The organism is Microbacterium sp. SSM24 (assembly GCF_025989145.1).
Classification (GTDB): domain Bacteria; phylum Actinomycetota; class Actinomycetes; order Actinomycetales; family Microbacteriaceae; genus Microbacterium.
Genome location: NZ_JAPDNQ010000001.1, coordinates 854,312 through 870,171, shown reverse-complemented (window position 1 = coordinate 870,171; position 15,860 = coordinate 854,312). Strand labels below are relative to the sequence as shown.

Annotated in this window: 19 protein-coding genes; 12 read left to right on the top strand and 7 right to left on the bottom strand. The window is 71.8% G+C overall.

The features are described from left to right. The first annotated feature begins 4 nt into the window (after window positions 1-4). Genes ligK through OL358_RS04030 form a run of 6 tightly spaced genes read left to right on the top strand, consistent with a single transcriptional unit; the run spans window position 5 to window position 5,671 of the window. A complete protein-coding gene (gene ligK, locus OL358_RS04055) occupies window positions 5-703 on the top strand; it encodes a 4-carboxy-4-hydroxy-2-oxoadipate aldolase/oxaloacetate decarboxylase (RefSeq protein ID WP_264708653.1) in 699 nt (232 codons plus the stop codon). A 2-nt stretch (window positions 704-705) separates the two neighbouring features. Next, complete coding sequence (locus OL358_RS04050; protein ID WP_319805426.1) at window positions 706-1,674, top strand: amidohydrolase family protein; 969 nt, start codon at window positions 706-708, stop codon at window positions 1,672-1,674. A 1-nt stretch (window position 1,675) separates the two neighbouring features. Further along, window positions 1,676-3,028, top strand: a complete 1,353-nt coding sequence (locus OL358_RS04045; RefSeq protein ID WP_264708652.1) for a protocatechuate 4,5-dioxygenase subunit alpha/beta — start codon at window positions 1,676-1,678, stop codon at window positions 3,026-3,028. Next, a complete protein-coding gene (locus OL358_RS04040; RefSeq protein ID WP_264708651.1) occupies window positions 3,025-3,981 on the top strand; it encodes a Gfo/Idh/MocA family oxidoreductase in 957 nt (318 codons plus the stop codon). The genes OL358_RS04045 and OL358_RS04040 overlap by 4 nt, the downstream gene beginning before the upstream one ends. Next, on the top strand, window positions 3,978-4,952 hold the full coding sequence (locus OL358_RS04035; protein WP_264708650.1) for an aldo/keto reductase: 975 nt from the start codon (window positions 3,978-3,980) through the stop codon (window positions 4,950-4,952). The genes OL358_RS04040 and OL358_RS04035 overlap by 4 nt, the downstream gene beginning before the upstream one ends. After that, on the top strand, window positions 4,949-5,671 hold the full coding sequence (locus tag OL358_RS04030; RefSeq protein WP_264708649.1) for a substrate-binding domain-containing protein: 723 nt from the start codon (window positions 4,949-4,951) through the stop codon (window positions 5,669-5,671). Before OL358_RS04035 ends, OL358_RS04030 begins: the two co-directional genes overlap by 4 nt. 39 nt (window positions 5,672-5,710) lie before the next feature. Here OL358_RS04030 and OL358_RS04025 read toward each other — a convergent pair whose 3' ends face one another. Beyond that, window positions 5,711-6,382 (bottom strand): VOC family protein, encoded by a 672-nt coding sequence (locus OL358_RS04025; protein WP_264708648.1) that lies wholly within the window; start codon window positions 6,380-6,382, stop codon window positions 5,711-5,713. A gap of 245 nt (window positions 6,383-6,627) precedes the next feature. Between OL358_RS04025 and OL358_RS04020 the strand changes: the two genes are divergently transcribed. Together OL358_RS04020 and OL358_RS04015 are read left to right on the top strand one after the other, a co-directional pair. Next, window positions 6,628-7,227 carry a TetR/AcrR family transcriptional regulator gene (locus OL358_RS04020; RefSeq protein WP_264708647.1) on the top strand — a complete coding sequence of 200 codons (600 nt, stop codon included), beginning with the start codon at window positions 6,628-6,630 and terminating at the stop codon, window positions 7,225-7,227. Window positions 7,228-7,313: 86 nt separating this feature from the next. Continuing rightward, entirely contained in the window at window positions 7,314-7,772 is a 459-nt protein-coding gene (locus OL358_RS04015; protein ID WP_264708646.1) for a VanZ family protein, read from the top strand. Here the strand turns inward: OL358_RS04015 and OL358_RS04010 are convergent. After that, complete coding sequence (locus OL358_RS04010; RefSeq protein WP_264708645.1) at window positions 7,745-8,821, bottom strand: sensor histidine kinase; 1,077 nt, start codon at window positions 8,819-8,821, stop codon at window positions 7,745-7,747. The two genes, OL358_RS04015 and OL358_RS04010, sit on opposite strands and share 28 nt — an antisense overlap. Continuing rightward, window positions 8,818-9,477: a response regulator transcription factor gene (locus OL358_RS04005; protein WP_264708644.1), complete on the bottom strand. Its 660-nt coding sequence runs from the start codon at window positions 9,475-9,477 to the stop codon at window positions 8,818-8,820. The genes OL358_RS04010 and OL358_RS04005 overlap by 4 nt, the downstream gene beginning before the upstream one ends. A gap of 86 nt (window positions 9,478-9,563) precedes the next feature. On the opposite strand from OL358_RS04005, the gene OL358_RS04000 reads away from it, so the two are divergent. Both OL358_RS04000 and OL358_RS03995 read left to right on the top strand, forming a co-directional pair. Further along, window positions 9,564-10,136, top strand: coding sequence for a M15 family metallopeptidase (locus OL358_RS04000; RefSeq protein WP_264708643.1), 573 nt, complete (start codon window positions 9,564-9,566; stop codon window positions 10,134-10,136). A 127-nt stretch (window positions 10,137-10,263) separates the two neighbouring features. Next, the gene (locus tag OL358_RS03995; protein ID WP_264708642.1) at window positions 10,264-10,545 is read left to right on the top strand and encodes a GlsB/YeaQ/YmgE family stress response membrane protein; all 282 of its coding nucleotides are present in this window, start codon (window positions 10,264-10,266) and stop codon (window positions 10,543-10,545) included. Between the two features lie 134 nt (window positions 10,546-10,679). On the opposite strand, the gene OL358_RS03990 is transcribed toward OL358_RS03995, so the two are convergent. After that, window positions 10,680-11,801 carry a glycerate kinase gene (locus OL358_RS03990; protein WP_264708641.1) on the bottom strand — a complete coding sequence of 374 codons (1,122 nt, stop codon included), beginning with the start codon at window positions 11,799-11,801 and terminating at the stop codon, window positions 10,680-10,682. Between the two features lie 223 nt (window positions 11,802-12,024). On the opposite strand from OL358_RS03990, the gene OL358_RS03985 reads away from it, so the two are divergent. Next, window positions 12,025-12,564: a YaeQ family protein gene (locus OL358_RS03985; RefSeq protein ID WP_264708640.1), complete on the top strand. Its 540-nt coding sequence runs from the start codon at window positions 12,025-12,027 to the stop codon at window positions 12,562-12,564. A gap of 12 nt (window positions 12,565-12,576) precedes the next feature. Here the strand turns inward: OL358_RS03985 and panB are convergent, their stop codons facing one another. From panB to OL358_RS03970, 3 genes are read right to left on the bottom strand one after another with little or no spacing between them, the layout of a single operon-like run. Beyond that, window positions 12,577-13,488, bottom strand: coding sequence for a 3-methyl-2-oxobutanoate hydroxymethyltransferase (panB, locus tag OL358_RS03980; RefSeq protein WP_264708639.1), 912 nt, complete (start codon window positions 13,486-13,488; stop codon window positions 12,577-12,579). Beyond that, window positions 13,485-14,336: a pantoate--beta-alanine ligase gene (panC, locus tag OL358_RS03975; RefSeq protein WP_264708638.1), complete on the bottom strand. Its 852-nt coding sequence runs from the start codon at window positions 14,334-14,336 to the stop codon at window positions 13,485-13,487. The genes panB and panC overlap by 4 nt, the downstream gene beginning before the upstream one ends. Next, window positions 14,333-15,085: a DUF2520 domain-containing protein gene (locus OL358_RS03970; RefSeq protein WP_264708637.1), complete on the bottom strand. Its 753-nt coding sequence runs from the start codon at window positions 15,083-15,085 to the stop codon at window positions 14,333-14,335. The genes panC and OL358_RS03970 overlap by 4 nt, the downstream gene beginning before the upstream one ends. A gap of 156 nt (window positions 15,086-15,241) precedes the next feature. On the opposite strand from OL358_RS03970, the gene OL358_RS03965 reads away from it, so the two are divergent. Further along, window positions 15,242-15,781, top strand: a complete 540-nt coding sequence (locus tag OL358_RS03965) for a potassium channel family protein (protein ID WP_264708636.1) — start codon at window positions 15,242-15,244, stop codon at window positions 15,779-15,781. Window positions 15,782-15,860: the final 79 nt, after the last annotated feature.

Genomic DNA, 15,860 nt, shown 5'->3' with positions numbered 1-15,860 from the left:
ACCCATGACGCAGCGCTTGAACAACCTCGGCATCGTCCGCACCCGCGTCGACCGCCCCGACCCGGCCGACGTCTCGCGCCTGTCGCAGTTCGGTGTCGCGACGATCCACGAGGCGATGGGCCGGGTCGGGCTGCTGCGGCCGTACATCCGCCCCGCGTACACCGGTGCGAAGCTGTGCGGTCCGGCCGTCACGGTGCTGCTGCAGCCGGGCGACAACTGGATGTTCCACGTGGCCGCGGAGCAGGTGCAGGAAGGCGATGTCATCGTCGCCGGCTGCACGACCGAGAGCGAGGACGGCTTCTTCGGCGAACTCCTCGCGACCTCGCTCACGGCGCGCGGCTGCAAGGGGCTCGTGATCGACGGCGGCGTCCGCGACGTCGCCGACCTCGAGAAGATGGACTTCCCCGTCTTCTCGCGAGCCATCAACTCCAAGGGCACCGTGAAGGCGACCCTCGGTTCGGTCAACGTCCCGGTCGTCGTCGCCAACGCCGTGGTGAACCCCGGCGACGTGGTCGTCGCCGACGTGGACGGCGTCGTGGTGGTCCCGCGTGAGCTCGTCGGAGCCGTGGCCGAGGCATCCGCTCTCCGCGAGGCGAACGAGGAATCGAAGCGCCAGAAGTTCCGCGACGGCGTGCTGGGGCTCGACCTCTACGGCATGCGCGAGCCGCTGGCAGCGGCCGGCCTCGAGTACGTGGAGGACTGACCGTGAGCGACGTCGACACCATCGTGCACGGTGCCACGAGCGGCGGCTTCGAGAAGTCGCCGGGGTGGCTGGACTGGTACGACGGACCCAGCACGCCGACATTCCGGATGCCGGCCGGCGCCGTCGACGCGCACTGCCACGTCTTCGGTCCCGGCGGGGAGTTCCCCTTCGCCCCCGAGCGCAAGTACACGCCGTGCGACGCCTCCGCCGCGCAGCTCTTCGCCCTGCGCGATCACCTGGGGTTCGATCGCAACGTCATCGTCCAGGCCACCTGCCACGGCGCCGACAACCGCGCGCTCGTCGACGCGCTGCGCCGCAGCGACGGCCGCGCCCGCGGCGTCGCCACGGTTCGCCGGGACGTGACCGACGACGAGCTGGCCGAACTGCACGCGGCCGGAGTGCGCGGCGTCCGCTTCAACTTCGTCAAGCGCCTCGTCGATCGCGTTCCCACGGACTCGCTCGATGAGATCGTCGCGAAGATCGCGCCGCTGGGCTGGCACGTGGTCATCTACTTCGAGGCCGAGGACCTCCCCGAGCTGTACGACTTCTTCTCGGCGATCCCGACGGACGTCGTCGTCGACCACATGGGACGCCCCGATGTGACGAAGGATCCCGACGGACCCGAGTTCGCCCTCTTCCTCCGCTTCATGCGGGAGAACCCCAACGTGTGGACGAAGGTGTCGTGCCCCGAGCGGCTGAGCGTCACGGGTCCGCGCGCGCTGGACGGTGAGCAGCACGCGTACACGGATGTCGTGCCGTTCGCACGTCGCGTGGTCGAGGAGTTCCCCGACCGCGTCCTCTGGGGCACCGACTGGCCCCACCCCAACCTGACCGATCACATGCCCGACGATGGGCTGCTGGTCGACTACATCCCGCAGATCGCCCCGACCCCCGACCTGCAGCGCAGGCTGCTGGTCGACAACCCGGCGCGGCTGTACTGGGCGCAATCCTCATACACCGCAGGAGCATGACATGGCACTCGACAAGCCCTACAAGAACGTTCCCGGCACGACCATCTTCGACGCCGAGCAGGCTCGCAAGGGGTACCACCTCAACCAGTTCTCGATGTCGCTCATGAAGCCCGAGAACCGCGAACGGTACCTCGCCGACCGCGAAGCGTACCTCGACGAGTGGCCGCTCACTCCCGCCCAGCGTCAGGGCGTGCTCGACCTCGACCTCAACGCGTGCATCCGCGAGGGCGGGAACATCTACTTCCTGAGCAAGATCGGCGCCACGCACGGCCTGAGCTTCCAGCAGATGGCCGGCTCGATGACCGGGATGTCGGAAGCGGCCTATCGCGACATGATGGTCGGCGGCGGACGCCGTCCTGAGGGCAATCGGCTGAAGGACCTCGACGGCTGGACCCCGCCCTCGACCGAGAAGTCGGAGGTCATGCGGCCCGACGCGCCGGCGAGGTTCACCTCGGCGCTGTTCACGTCGCACGTGCCCGCGATCGGCGCGGCGATGGACCTCGGCAAGACCGAGGAGCCGTACTGGAAGAAGGTGTTCGACGGCTATCGCTGGACCCGCGAGTGGGCCAAGGAGAACACGCCGGACGTCATCATCCTCGTGTACAACGACCACGCCACCGCCTTCGACTCCAACATCATCCCGACCTTCGTGCTCGGGACCGGCGCGCACTACCCCGTCGCCGACGAGGGCTACGGGCCGCGCCCGGTGCCCGACGTGAAGGGATACCCGGAGCTCGCCGCCCACATCGCGCAGTCCGTCATCCAGGACGACTTCGACCTGACCCTCGTCAACGAGATGGTCGTCGACCACGGGCTCACCGTTCCGCTGTCGCTCGTCTTCGGCGACGTCGAGGAATGGCCGTGCCGCGTCATCCCGCTGCCCGTCAACGTGGTGCAGTACCCCGTGCCCTCGGGGCGCCGCTGCTACGAGCTCGGCCGTGCGATCCGCCGCGCCCTCGACAAGTGGGACGGCCCCGCGCTCAACGTGCAGATCTGGGGGACGGGCGGCATGAGCCACCAGCTGCAGGGTCCGCGCGCCGGCCTCATCAACGAGGAGTGGGACAACGCGTTCCTCGACCACCTCATCGCCGACCCGCTGGGCCTCACCGAGTGGTCGCACATGGAGTACGTCGATGAGGCAGGATCGGAGGGCATCGAGCTCGTCGACTGGCTGATCGCGCGCGGCGCGATGGACGACCAGTTCGGCGGCGAGGCCCCCTCGGTCGGGCACAGGTTCTACCACGTGCCGGCATCCAACACCGCCGTCGGCCACCTCGTGCTCAGCAACCCGACCGCACCGCGCACCGTCGAGTCCGACCGCGTGAGCACCCCGCTGGAGGAAGTCCGTTCATGAGCAGCGACAAGGTTCGCGTCGCGGTCGTCGGCGCCGCCGGCGCCTTCGGGATGAAGCACCTCGACGGCCTGGCGAACATCCCCGACGCCGAGGTGACGGTCGTCAGCGGCACCCGGCCGGAGCCGACGCAGGCGGTGGCAGAGAAGTACGGGGTGCCCCACGCCGTGATCGGCTTCGACGCGGTCCTCGAGCGCGACGACGTCGACGCGGTGATCCTCGCCACCCCCACGCAGCAGCATGCCGCGCAGACGCAGGCCGCGCTCGCGGCGGGCAAGCACGTGCAGGTCGAGATCCCGCTCGCGGACTCGCTGGCGGATGCCGAAGCCGCCCTCGCGGCAGCGGAGGCGTCGGACCGTGTGGCGATGGTCGGCCACACTCGCCGGTTCAACCCGTCGCACCAGTTCGTGCACAACCGCATCCTCGCCGGCGAGTTCGCCGTGCAGCAGATGGACGTGCAGACGTACTTCTTCCGCCGCACGAACACCAACGCCAAGGGTGAGGCGCGGTCGTGGACCGACCACCTGCTGTGGCACCACGCCGCGCACACCGTCGACCTCTTCGCGTATCAGGCCGGCCGCATCGTGCAGGCGAATGCGATCCAGGGACCGATCCACCCCGTCCTGGGTATCGCGATGGACATGTCGATCCAGCTCAAGAGCGAGTCCGGGGCGATCTGCACGCTGTCGCTGTCGTTCAACAACGAGGGACCGTTCGGCGCGTTCTTCCGCTACATCGGCGACACCGACACCTACCTGGCGCGCTACGACGACCTCTACAACGGCCGCGACGAGCGGATCGACGTGTCGAAGGTCGCGGTCAGCATGAACGGCATCGAGCTGCAGGACCGCGAGTTCGTCTCCGCGATCCGCGAGGGGCGCGAACCGAACTCCTCGCTGCGTCAGGTCATCGACTGCTACTGGGTGCTCGGTGCGCTCGAGGAGCAGCTCGCGTGATCCTTCCCCGCATCGGCCTCGGCTGCATGTCGCTGAGTCATGCGTACGGGGTGTCCCCGTCGGTCGACGACGGTGTGGCACTCATCCGCGCGGCGCTCGATCACGGCGTCACGCTTCTCGACACCGCGACGCTCTACGGCGGCGGCCGCAACGAGGAGCTCGTCGGCCGCGCCATCGCCGGCCGCCGCGACGAGGTCGTTCTGGCGAGCAAGGGCGGCATGGCCCTGGTGGACGGCGTCAAGACGATCGACGGGCGCCCCGAGACGCTGCGTGCGCAGGTGGATGCCTCGCTCGCTCGCCTCGAGGTGGAGCACATCGACCTCTACTACCTCCACCGCTGGGACAGGCAGGTGCCGATCGGCGAGAGCGTGGGGGCGCTGGCGGAGCTGGTGGATGCCGGCAAGATCGGCCGCATCGGCCTGTCGGAGGTGTCCGTCGAACGGCTCCTCGAAGCGCAGGCTGTCGCGCCCATCGCAGCCGTGCAGAACGAGTACTCGCTGTGGAGCCGCAATCCCGAACTGGGCATGCTCGAGGCGACGCGGCGATCCGGCGTCGCGCTCGTGGCGTTCTCGCCCGTCGCCCGCGGGTTCCTCGCCGATGCCGTGCACGACCCCGACGAGCTGGCGCCGAAGGACATCCGGCGCGCGATGCCGCGATTCCAGGCCGCGCACTGGCCCGCGAATGCGGCGCTGCTCCCCGCCTGGCGGTCCCTCGCCGCGGAGGCGGACTGCACGCCGGCTCAGCTCTCGCTCGCGTGGCTGCTCTCGCGCGGTGAGCACGTCGTCCCCATCCCGGGGTCCACGCAGGCGTCCCACGTGCGTGACAACCTCGCCGCGGTCGACCTCGTCGTGGATCCGCGGATCCTCGCTCGTGCGGGGGAGCTCATCGACACGGCCACGGTCTCGGGTCCGCGCTACAGCGCGGCCCAGTCCGTCGAGGTCGATGCCGAGTCCTTCGACGAGGCGGCATGAGGGCGATCTCGTCGATGGCGACGAGATCGGTGCTCGCCGACCTCGCCGGTGCCGCATCGCTCGCGGGGCTTCCGGCGCTGCAGATCGAGTCCGTCGGTGGAGTGGATGCCGCGCGCCGCGTCGCCGAGGGTGAGGCGTTCGACCTGGTCTTCCTGGCCGAGCCGGCTCTGCGCCGCTTGGCCACTGCGGGTCACGTCGATGGGGCGACGCTCGTTCCGCTGTTGGTCTCGCAGGTCGCGGTCGCCGTCCCCGGCGGCGACGCCGAGGCAGGCGCGGCGCCACAGGCTCACGCGTTCCGCGATGCCGGCGAGCTCCGTGCGGCGCTGCGCGCCGCACCCCGCATCGGCTACTCGACAGGCCCGAGCGGCACAGCGCTGGTCGACATGATCGCCCGGTGGGGCCTCACCGATGAACTCGAGGGTCGCCTCGTGCAGGCGCGGCCCGGCGTCCCGGTCGCGCGGCTGCTGGCCGAGAACGAGGTCGATCTCGGCCTCCAGCAACTGAGCGAGCTGATCGGGCAGCGCGGCATCCGGATCCTCGGGACCCTTCCCGCGGACTGCGCGATCGAGACGGTCTTCGCCGGCGCGGTCGCGGCAGCGGCGAGCGAGCCTGCCGCTGGGCGCGAGCTCCTCGACTTCCTGCGGTCGGGCGCCGCGGCGAGCATCATCGCGGACCACAGCTTCGGGGCTCCCGCCGATCCGGCGGCCCGAGCGGACTGATCCCGAGCGCGAGCGCAGAACGGCGAGGGCCCGGCCCGCTCACTCGTACGTGTCGGTCCAGGACGCGATGTCGACGCCGTGGTTGTCGGGCGACGCCAGCGACCACCACGCGGGCGCGTGGGAATCGTCGACGAGCCTCCCTCCCGCGGCGAGCGCGGCATCGACTCGCGCCTGCGCCCGGTCGGCCGGCACGAAGACGTCGAAGTGCGTGCGACCCCTGGCGGGGACGTCTCCGGTGATCGGATTGAAGGCGAGCTGCGGGCCGCAGCGGAGCGGGTCGACGGCGTCGGTGTCGCCGAACGGCTCGTAGCCGAGCGCCGCGGTGAAGAACGGCCGCACGTCGGCCTGAGAATGCTGGGCGACGTAGACCCCGACGGACTGCGCGAGCGACGGGTCGGGAGTGAGTCCCAGCTCGGCGGCGGCCGTGGACACGGCGGCGGCGAACGCCGGAGACCCGGCGGGGATGCCCTCCGACTCCGGGTACGGGACGCGCACGACGACGCCTTCAGGACGCACGTCGATGTCGGGTCGCACGCCGAACCGCTCGGCGGCCGCGGCGATCGGGTCGACGAGCCGTGCCGCGTGGGTCAGCGAGGTCGCCGTGAAGACCGCCTGCGGACCGGTGCCGGTCACGCGCCAGTCGGCGACGCCCCCAGCGCGGTGGAACGCGGCCGCGGAGATCCCCCTCGGCTCGCTGTTCGTGTCACTCATCGGCATCTCCTCTGTGCTCGGAACTCGGTGCGTGCGAAATCACTGCAGGCAGAACTCGTTGCCCTCGGGATCGCGCCGCGGGAAGTACAGCTCGGGCCAGGGTCCCCAGCTCTGGTCCACCAGGCGGACGACCTCGGCGCCGAGCAGGGGATCGGCGTGCTGGCGAGGCTACCCCACGGCTCGGACAGCGTGTCTCGCGAAGGGACGGGTTGACACTGTCAAGCACTTCGTGACAGCATCGACGCATGGAGCCCACCCCGCCGCCGACCTCCGCCCGAGACGCACTCCTGCGCGCCGCCTCCGAGGAGCTCGCCGAGAAGGGGCACGCCTCGGTCAGCCTGCGCGCTGTCGCCCGGCGGGCGAACGTGTCGCATGCGGCGCCGGCCCACTTCTTCGGCGACCGGGCGGGGATGCTCACCGCGGTCGCGACCGCCGGGTTCGACCAGCTCGACGCCGCGCTCGCCGCCGCAGCGATCCGCGAGGGCGACGCGGATGAATCGCCGCTCGCGGCACTCGGCCGCGCCTACGTCGACTTCGGGCTGGAGCATCCGGCTCTGGTCGACCTGATGTTCCGCCGCTCGGAGCTCAATGCCGACGACGACGCCCTCATCGAGGCGCAGCGCGGAGCGCTGGGGCGGCTGCGCACCGCCGTGGGCGACGTCGCCGATGCCCACGCGGACGAGTGGTCGCTGCTGAGCTGGGCTGTCGTCCACGGTCTGGTCTCCCTCGTGCGCGAAGGCGTGCTCGCACGCATCGTCGAGCAGGATCCGGATGCCGCGCCCGCCCTCGCGCGGCGGCTCGTCGAGGTCTACGCCGCGGGCGTCGCTCCGGCGTCGCGGTCATAGCGCGCGATTCGCATACGCTCCCGCAACATCGCGCGGCGTGGACTGGAGCGCGCAGGCTCGCCCGAGAGCCCGCGGAAGGGCTCGACATGACCGACCTCAGCACGTCGCGGGGGCGCGGCATCCGCCTGCTCGTCGCCGGCGCATTCGCCGCCGCGATCACGCTGCTCACGCTCGCGCCGCCCTCGATCGCCGCTCCGCTGCGCGGGCTGTTCGTGCGGTCGATGGTCGAGGTGGGGCATCCGCTCCTCGTCGTGCTGCCGTTCGGCGACATCGACGATGCGCTCAACGTGCTCCTGTTCGTCCCGCTGGGAGCGACGCTCGCACTCCTCCTGCCGCGACGGTTCTGGCTCGTCGCGATCCTCGCCGCGTTCGCACTGTCGGCGGCGGTCGAGTTCGCGCAGCGGTCGATCCCGGGACGCGTGCCCGACGGCGACGACGTGTGGTGGAACACCGTCGGCGCGACCGTCGGCGTGCTCGCGATGGCGGTCCCGCGGCTCGTGGCGGCGCTCGCCCGACGTCAGCGCGGGAGCGTCACCCGCACGTGAAGGCCGCCCTCCGGCGGCGCGGTGAGGGCGAGCTCACCGTGGTGGGCGCGCACGATCGATGCGACGATCGCGAGGCCGAGCCCCGATCCGTCGCCCGTGCCCCGCGTGCGCCCGGCCCCTCGCACGAAGGGCTCGGTGAGGGTGGCGGCGAGCGCCGGCGCCAGCACGGGTCCGCCGTTCTCGACGACGAGCTCCGCGCGCGCTCCGGCCGTGACGCCGACCCGCACCCACCCGCCGGCCGCGTTGTGCACGACGGCGTTGTGCACGAGGTTCGCGACGAGCCGTTCGAGCAGCCCGCGCTCGCCGGTCACCGATGCCGGATCCAGAGAGGTGGTGAAGCGGATGCCGCGGGCCGAGGCATCCGCCCGCTCGTCCTCCACCGCGTCGGCGACGAGCACTGCGAGGTCGACGGTCGAGGCGTCGAGCGCGCCGCCCCGCGCGACGCGGGCGAGCGCGAGGAGAGCCTCGGTGGTCGCGATGGCCCGCTCGTTCGTCGCGCCGATGCGACGCAGCACCTCGTCGACATCGCGCCCCTCGGGGTCGGCCTGCGCGACCTCGACGACCGTGCGGATGATCGCATGAGGCGTGCGGAGCTCGTGCGAGGCGTTCGCGGCGAAGCGCCGCTCCTCCTCGACGGTGTGCTCCACGCGGTCGAGCATCGCGTCGAGCGTGTCGGCGAGGTCGGTGAGCTCGTCGCCCGCCCCCGGCAGCGCGACACGGTGATCGAGTCGGCCGTCGCGCACACGCCGCGCGGCGTCGGTGATGCGGTCGAGCGGGCGCAGCACGACGCCGGCGAGCAGCCAGCCGCCGACGAGGCCGATGACGAGCAGCAGCGCGAGCGCCCACCAGGCGTAGCGCACGAACACTTCGAGCAGGTTGGCGCGGTTCGGCGCCCAGCCGCCGCCGTCGACCGTGAGGCTTCCGTTGGGCACGAACCGCAGCAGCAGGAATCCGACCGCGAACAGCGCGATCCCGGCGACGACGAGGAAGCCCGCGTAGCTCAGCGCGAGCTTGACGCGCACCGACATCCCCCGCGGACGCTCGGTCATGCGCTCATCCGGTAGCCGACGCCCGGCACCGTCTCGATGACCCACGGCTCGCCGAGGCGCTTGCGCAGCGTCGAGATCGTGATGCGCACCGCGTTCGTGAAGGGGTCGGCATTCTCGTCCCACGCGCGCTCGAGGAGGTCTTCGGCCGACACGACGCCACCGCCGGCGGTCATCAGCACGTCGAGCACGGCGAACTGCTTGCGCGTGAGGGCGATGTACCGGCCGTCGCGGTACACCTCGCGCCGGAACCGGTCGAGCCGCACACCGCCGAGCTCCACGACAGGCGGGGTGCTCTTCGCGGGCCGCCGGCCGAGTGCGCGCAGGCGCAGCACCAGCTCTTGCAGCGCGAACGGCTTGGTGAGGTAGTCGTCCGCCCCGCTCTCGAAGCCGCTCGCCTTGTCGTCGAGCCGGTCGGCGGCGGTGAGCATCAGGATGCGCGGGCTCTCGGGCTCGCCGGCCAGGCGCCGCGCGATCTCGTCGCCGTTCGGTGCGGGGATGTCGCGGTCGAGCACGACCACGTCGTACGCGTTGACGGAGAGCTGCTCGAGAGCGGTGTCGCCGTCGCCGGCGATGTCGGCGGCGATCGCCTCCAGGCGCAGGCCGTCACGGATCGCCTCGGCGAGGAAGAGCTCGTCCTCGACGATCAGCACCCGCATGCGCCCAGCCTAGGCGGGGGCGCATATCGCCGACGTATGCGAATCCGCGTACGACGTCGCAACACGCGCCCGCGTGAGATGGACGCATGCTCGATCGTCCCGCACGCCTCCGCCGTCTCGTGTTCCTGACCATCGGAGTGGGAGTGGCCGCGTTCCTGGCCGTGCTCGTCGTCGTCGGCGTGCGCGCGACGACGGCCGCGGCATCCGCTCCCTTCCTCCCCAGCGAAGCGGCGGGGCATATCGCCGAAGGGGCGACGGTGACGCTGGCCGACGACGCACTCCCCGCGATCGCGCACCTGGATCCGGCCCTCCTCGGCGCGATGCGACAGGCGGAAGCGGATGCCGCGACCGACGGCGTCGGCTTCGACGTGACGAGCGGCTGGCGGTCGGCCCGCTACCAGCAGTGGCTGCTGGACGACGCGGTCGAGCGGTACGGCAGCGAGGACGTCGCACGGCAGTTCGTCGCGACGCCTGACGCTTCCCGGCACGTCACCGGCGACGCGGTCGACATCGGCTCCCTCGACGCCCAGCTGTGGCTCTCGCAGCACGGCTGGAAGTACGGCATCTGCCAGACGTACGCCAACGAGCGCTGGCACTTCGAGCTGGCGACCGACCCCGGTGGCACGTGCCCCGAGATGAAGGCGGATGCCGCGTCCTGACGGATCCGCGTCCGTGCGGCGGCAGATGATAGGCCTTGGCGACCCGGTTTTCAACGGGCGATCCGGCGCGGAGCGCGCCCGCTAACGTCCTTCTAGCCCTCACCAAGGGCGGACAACGGAGGACATCATGCTTTGGACAATCCTGGGCCTCATTCTCATCGGCCTCATCGCCGGTCTCATCGCTCGCGCCGTCATCCCCGGCAAGCAGAGCATGGGGATCCTGCTGACCATCGTGCTCGGCATCGTCGGATCGTTCGTCGGCGGCTTCCTCGGCTACCTGCTGTTCGGTGCCGACCCCAACGGCGGATTCCTGCAGGCCGCCGGCATCATCGGCTCGATCCTGGGCGCGATCATCGTGCTCGGCCTGTACGTGCTCGTCACGCGCCGCCGCGGGGTGACGCGCACCTGACCCCGCCGCCGGCAGCGCCCCGTCGCCGTCGGCAGACCCAGTCGCCAAGACACGCCGTCTCGCTGCCCAGCGGTACGGCGTGTTTTGGCGACTCGACGGGAGCGCGTGCGGGTGCGGGTGCGGGGTGCGGGTGCTCAGGCGGGGAACCGACGGGCGAGCTCGGCGCCCGCCGCGAAGAGCCAGCGCGCGGGCTCGGCGAGAGCGGCGGCGCCCGATCCTGCCAGCGCGGTCAGCGAGATCGCGTGAGCGAATCCGGACGCATCGGCGTCGGCGGCGATCCGCCCCGCCACGAGCACAACGGGCACGCCGGCATCCCGGGCAAGCGCCCGGACGAGGTCGGGCGCCTTGCCCGCCGCGGACTGACCGTCGAACGATCCCTCGCCGGTGACGACGACGGATGCCGCCGCCACCGCCTCCGGGAGTCCGATGAGCTCGGCGACGGCGTCGGCTCCCGGCACGAGCCCCGCTCCCCACGCGAGCAGCCCGAACCCCGTGCCGCCCGCCGCACCCGCGCCAGGGGTGTCGGGATCGACGTCGACGAGGTTCGCGAGCCGGCCGAGCCCCGCGTCGAGGAGCGCGATCTCGTCCTGGCCGGCGCCCTTCTGCGGTCCGAAGACGGCGGCGGCGCCGCGGTCGCCCCGCAGCGGATTCGTCACATCGGTCAGCACGGTCACGCCGCCGGCGGGGAGCGGCGGCAGCCCGCTGAGGTCGGCGGCTGCCAATGACCGCAGTCCACGCCCGCCCGTCGTGATCGGGCCGGATGCGGCATCCGTGAATCGCGCGCCCAGCGCCGTCAGCATGCCGATGCCGCCGTCGGTCGAGGCGCTGCTGCCGATGCCGAGCACGAGGCGCGAGACGCCGTGCGCGAGGGCCGCGGCGATCGCCTCGCCGAAACCGCGCGTGCCGGCATCCAGCGGGCGCAGGCGCGGCGGGGAGCCCAGCAGCTCGATGCCCGACGTCGAGGCGAGCTCGACCACGGCGGTCCCGTCCGGTGTGCCCGGGGCGGGCGGAAGGAGGAGCCAGGATGCCGCGACCCGGCGCCCCTCCGGACCGGTCACCGTCACCGGCATGCGGACGGCATCCGGCACCGCCGCCGCGAACGCCTCGAGCGTGCCCTCACCCCCGTCGGCCATCGGGAGGAGCGTCAGCTCTCGTCCCGGGTCGACCGAGACCCAGCCTTCGCGCAGCGCCTCGACCGCGTCGGCGGCGTCGATCGAGCTCTTGAAGGAGTCCAGCGCGAGGACGACCGCGGCCATGTCAGCGACTGTATCCCGGTCCGATCTCAGCGGCTTCGACGTCGATCATCCGCTCCGCCGTCATGATCGACGCGGTCGCCGACTCATAGGGGTTAGACGTCGGCTACGGGATGCCGACGTTTTCGGAAGGCGAGGTCGAATCCGGGGGGATGCGCCTCGCTGCTCGGGGGGCACGGGAGTCGCGCATGACGAGCGCGCCTCCCGAGCACCCTACGCTGGAGCAATGGCGCTCGGGGCGACGATCCACACCTTCACGGTGCAGCTGGCCGACGTCGATCGCGGCGTCTACGACGAGCTCGCGCTGCGGGTGGCGCGGCATCCGTCCGAGACGGATGCCTTCATGCTCACGCGGGTGCTCGCGTACTGCCTCGAGTACGAAGAGGGCATCGTGTTCACCGAGGGCGTCGCGGCGACCGATGAGCCGGCCGTCCTCGTGCGCGACATGACCGGTCGCGTGACCGCGTGGATCGAGGTGGGCGCACCCGACGCCGAGCGCCTGCACTACGGCAGCAGGCTCGCCGATCGCACTGTCGTGTACACGCACCGCGATCCCGCCAAGGTGATGGCGCCCTGGGCCGGCAAGCGCATCCACGACGCCGAGGCGATCCGGCTGTACGCGTTCGACCCCGGCTTCATCGACGCGGCGGTCGCCGCCATCGACCGCCGCAACACGATGACGCTGTCGGTCACGGAGCGCGAGCTCTACCTCGACCTCAACGGGACCTCGCTCAGCAGCGCCGTCCACGAGCATCTCATCGACTGACCCGGCACTCGCCTACGCGCGGCGGGCTTGCGGGGGCGTGCTGGCGTCGAGGATCGCGCGCAGGCGAGCGGCCTCCTCGGCCGGCATCCCGTAGCCGTGCTCGGGAGCCGGGTAGGCGCGCGAGCGCACTTCGTCGGCGTACGCCGTGACCCCGGCGAGCATCGCGGACCGCACGTCGGCGTAGCGCTTCACGAACCGCGCGGCGTGGCCGTCGTAGATGCCGAGCAGGTCGTGGAACACCAGCACCTGTCCGTCGGCCGCGGGTCCGGCGCCGATGCCGATCACCGGCACCTCCAGACGCGGCATGATCGCCTCGGTCACGGCGGACGGGATGGCCTCGAACACGATGGCGAAGCACCCGGCATCCTGCAGCGCGACCGCGCTCTCGCACAGCGCGACCGCCTCTTCGGCGGTCCGTCCCTGTGCGCGGTAGCCGCCGATGGTCGCCGCGGTCTGCGGCGTCAGTCCGACGTGGCCCATGACCGGGATCCCGGCTGCCACGATCGCGCGGGCGCGGTCGACCGACGAGCCCCCGCGCTCGATCTTCACGGCGTCGCATCCCGTCGTCTTGACGAAGCGCTGCGCCGTCGCGACGGCCTGCTCGTCGGATCCCTCGTACGAGCCGAACGGGAGATCGGCCACCAGGAGAGGCGTCGAGAGGCCTCGTCGCACGGCCGCCGTGAGCATGACCATCTCGTCGACCGTGACCGGGACGGTGCTCTCGTGCCCGAGCACGGTCATCGCGGCCGAGTCGCCGACGAGCACCATGTCGACGCCGGCGGCTTCGGCGATCTGCGCGCTCGGGTAGTCGTACGCCGTGACCATCACGATGGGTTCGCGGTTCGCCTTGAGGGCGGCGAGTCCACCGAACGTCATGCGCGGGCGCGATGCGGGAGCGGCGGGGCTCAGCGGTCCTGTGCTCATGGGGCGGCCTCCAGGATGCGGTTGTCGATCAGTCTCGCAGGTCCGACGCGGGCCGCGACAGCGAGGAGCGTCGGCCCGGCGACGCGGGCGACCTCGCGGAGGTCGTCGGGGGAGCGCAGTTCCAGATACTCGGGCTCGATTCCGGCTGCGCCGAGCACAGCGGATGCCGCGGCGAGGACGGCTGCGGCATCCGTCCGTCCCTCCGCCACCTCCCGTTCGGCGGCGTCGAGCGCGCGGTTGAGCGCCGTCGCCCGCTCGCGGGACTCGGGGTCGAGGTACACGTTGCGCGAGCTCATCGCGAGGCCGTCGGGCTCGCGCACCGTCGGGCAGGCCACCACGGTCACGGGCATGTCGAGATCGCGCACCAGGCGCCGGATCACGAGCACCTGCTGCGCGTCCTTCTGCCCGAAGTACGCGTCGTCGGGCGCGACCATCTGGAAGAGCTTCGTCACGACCGTCGCGACCCCGTCGAAGTGCCCGGCACCGCGCGACGCGCCGTCGAGCACGTCGGTGAGGCCGGCGACATGGATCGAGGTCGCGAACCCCTGCGGGTACACCTCCGCGACCGGCGGAGCGAAGAGCACGTCCACTCCCGCGTCCTCGGCGAGGCGCGCGTCGCGCTCCTCGTCGCGCGGATATGCCGCGAGATCCTCGTTCGGGCCGAACTGCGTCGGATTGACGAACAGCGACATCACCACGAGGCCGTTCGCCGCCCGCGCAGCGCGGACGAGCGAGAGGTGACCGTCGTGGAGTGCGCCCATCGTCGGCACGAGGCCGATCGAGGCGCCGCGCGAACGGGCGTCGCGCACGGCGGCGCGCACATCGGCGACGGTGCGGACGATCCTCATGCCGGTGTCTCCTCGCTGCGCACGAGCGCGCGCGTGCGGTCGGACAGCTCGTCGAAGAGGGCGAGCAGCTCGGGTGCCCGGGCCGCGACCGCCTCGCGCTGACGGTGAACGGTCTCTTCGTCCCCGCGTGCGATCGGGCCGGTGAGCGCCGCCCGGGGTCCGTGCGCGGCCCAGTTCTCGACGGTCCCGCGCACGAGCGGTGCCAGGTGTGCGCGGAAGTCGGCGGGCAGTCCCGACGCCGCGGCCACCCGCTCGGCGGCGGCCTCGAGCGTGACGAGGAAGTTCGAGGCGATGGATGCCGCGGCGTGATAGCCCGCGCGCTGGTCGTCCGCGACCTCGAACGGGGTCCCGCCGACCGCCCGGGCGAGCTCCTCGGCCGTGCGCAGGGCCTGCGGGGAGACTCCCGCCACCGCGCAGCCGACGCCGGCGAAGGCATCCGCTCCCTCCGCGCCCGCGAACGAGCGCAGCGGATGCAGGCCGAAGTCGACGCCCGAGCCGGCCAGCGGCGTCGCCCCCGAGGTGTGGCCGAGCAGCGCTCCTCGGCCGCGCAGGGCGGCGGCGACGGCGCCGATCTCGCGGTCGGGAACGCACAGCAGCACGGCGTCGGCTTCGGCAACGGGCTCGCCGCGGCCGGACGGACCGGAGACGGCGTAGCCCGCGGCGGTGAACGCGAGGGCGGCGGCCCGGCCGACACGGCCGGGACCCACGACGCTGAGGCGCGCGACGGTGCGGGGATCCGGGATGCTCATGATCGGGGTCCGCGAGAGGGCTGCGGCACCCGACGAGTATCCCACCGCCGCGCGCCGTGCCGAAAACGTGTGCCGCCGGGTCGCACGTCACTCGGCGTGGGTGATGGCCCGCGGGCGCCTGCGGGGCCAACGTTGACTCGACAGAAAGGAGCGTGGATGAGCGAGCCCCCGATCGATCGGCTCAGCCGGGCTCAGCGACGACGCGTGGTCGCATGGGGACTGCTGCGCGCGCTGATCGCCGCCGTCGTCCTCGTCACGCTGTACTTCGTCATCCCCCTCGAGTGGCTCGACACGCTCCCGCCCGCGGTCGCGATGGTCGTGGCCGCCGGCGTGCTCGTGTCCGTCTCGGTGTGGCAGGTGCTGGCGATCATCCGGGCGGTCGAGCCCGGCCTCCGGGCGATCGAGGCGCTCGCGGTGATCGCGCCCCTCTATCTGCTCGTCTTCGCGGCGACGTACTTCCTGCTGGAGCACAACGTCCCGTCGAGCTTCACGCAGGAGCTCACCCGTATGGACGCCTTGTATTTCACGGTGACGGTCTTCGCGACCGTGGGGTTCGGCGACATCGCGGCGGTGAGCCAGACGGGACGCGTGATCGTCACGATCCAGATGGTCATCAACCTCATCCTGCTCGGCGCGGGGGTGCGCCTGCTCACGATGGCGGTCAAGCACGGCCGGAGTGAGAAGTCCGACGCCTGACCGGACTCGCACGGGTTCGGGTCACGAAAGGAGGAGATGTGGCGAAACGAGGAGAATTCGGGCTCGCGGCATCCTCCCC

What these genes read in the sequence shown, in the direction of transcription:
- panC (WP_264708638.1), bottom strand. Translation starts at nt 14,336, where the DNA reads ATGAGGATCGTCCGCACCGTCGCCGATGTGCGCGCCGCCGTGCGCGAC.
- OL358_RS04045 (WP_264708652.1), top strand. Translation starts at nt 1,676, where the DNA reads ATGGCACTCGACAAGCCCTACAAGAACGTTCCCGGCACGACCATCTTC.
- OL358_RS04010 (WP_264708645.1), bottom strand. Translation starts at nt 8,821, where the DNA reads ATGACCGAGCGTCCGCGGGGGATGTCGGTGCGCGTCAAGCTCGCGCTG.
- OL358_RS03985 (WP_264708640.1), top strand. Translation starts at nt 12,025, where the DNA reads ATGGCGCTCGGGGCGACGATCCACACCTTCACGGTGCAGCTGGCCGAC.
- OL358_RS03990 (WP_264708641.1), bottom strand. Translation starts at nt 11,801, where the DNA reads ATGGCCGCGGTCGTCCTCGCGCTGGACTCCTTCAAGAGCTCGATCGAC.
- OL358_RS04005 (WP_264708644.1), bottom strand. Translation starts at nt 9,477, where the DNA reads ATGCGGGTGCTGATCGTCGAGGACGAGCTCTTCCTCGCCGAGGCGATC.
- OL358_RS04020 (WP_264708647.1), top strand. Translation starts at nt 6,628, where the DNA reads ATGGAGCCCACCCCGCCGCCGACCTCCGCCCGAGACGCACTCCTGCGC.
- OL358_RS03965 (WP_264708636.1), top strand. Translation starts at nt 15,242, where the DNA reads ATGAGCGAGCCCCCGATCGATCGGCTCAGCCGGGCTCAGCGACGACGC.
- OL358_RS03995 (WP_264708642.1), top strand. Translation starts at nt 10,264, where the DNA reads ATGCTTTGGACAATCCTGGGCCTCATTCTCATCGGCCTCATCGCCGGT.
- OL358_RS04025 (WP_264708648.1), bottom strand. Translation starts at nt 6,382, where the DNA reads ATGAGTGACACGAACAGCGAGCCGAGGGGGATCTCCGCGGCCGCGTTC.
- OL358_RS03970 (WP_264708637.1), bottom strand. Translation starts at nt 15,085, where the DNA reads ATGAGCATCCCGGATCCCCGCACCGTCGCGCGCCTCAGCGTCGTGGGT.
- OL358_RS04030 (WP_264708649.1), top strand. Translation starts at nt 4,949, where the DNA reads ATGAGGGCGATCTCGTCGATGGCGACGAGATCGGTGCTCGCCGACCTC.
- OL358_RS04040 (WP_264708651.1), top strand. Translation starts at nt 3,025, where the DNA reads ATGAGCAGCGACAAGGTTCGCGTCGCGGTCGTCGGCGCCGCCGGCGCC.
- OL358_RS04015 (WP_264708646.1), top strand. Translation starts at nt 7,314, where the DNA reads ATGACCGACCTCAGCACGTCGCGGGGGCGCGGCATCCGCCTGCTCGTC.
- panB (WP_264708639.1), bottom strand. Translation starts at nt 13,488, where the DNA reads ATGAGCACAGGACCGCTGAGCCCCGCCGCTCCCGCATCGCGCCCGCGC.
- OL358_RS04000 (WP_264708643.1), top strand. Translation starts at nt 9,564, where the DNA reads ATGCTCGATCGTCCCGCACGCCTCCGCCGTCTCGTGTTCCTGACCATC.
- ligK (WP_264708653.1), top strand. Translation starts at nt 5, where the DNA reads ATGACGCAGCGCTTGAACAACCTCGGCATCGTCCGCACCCGCGTCGAC.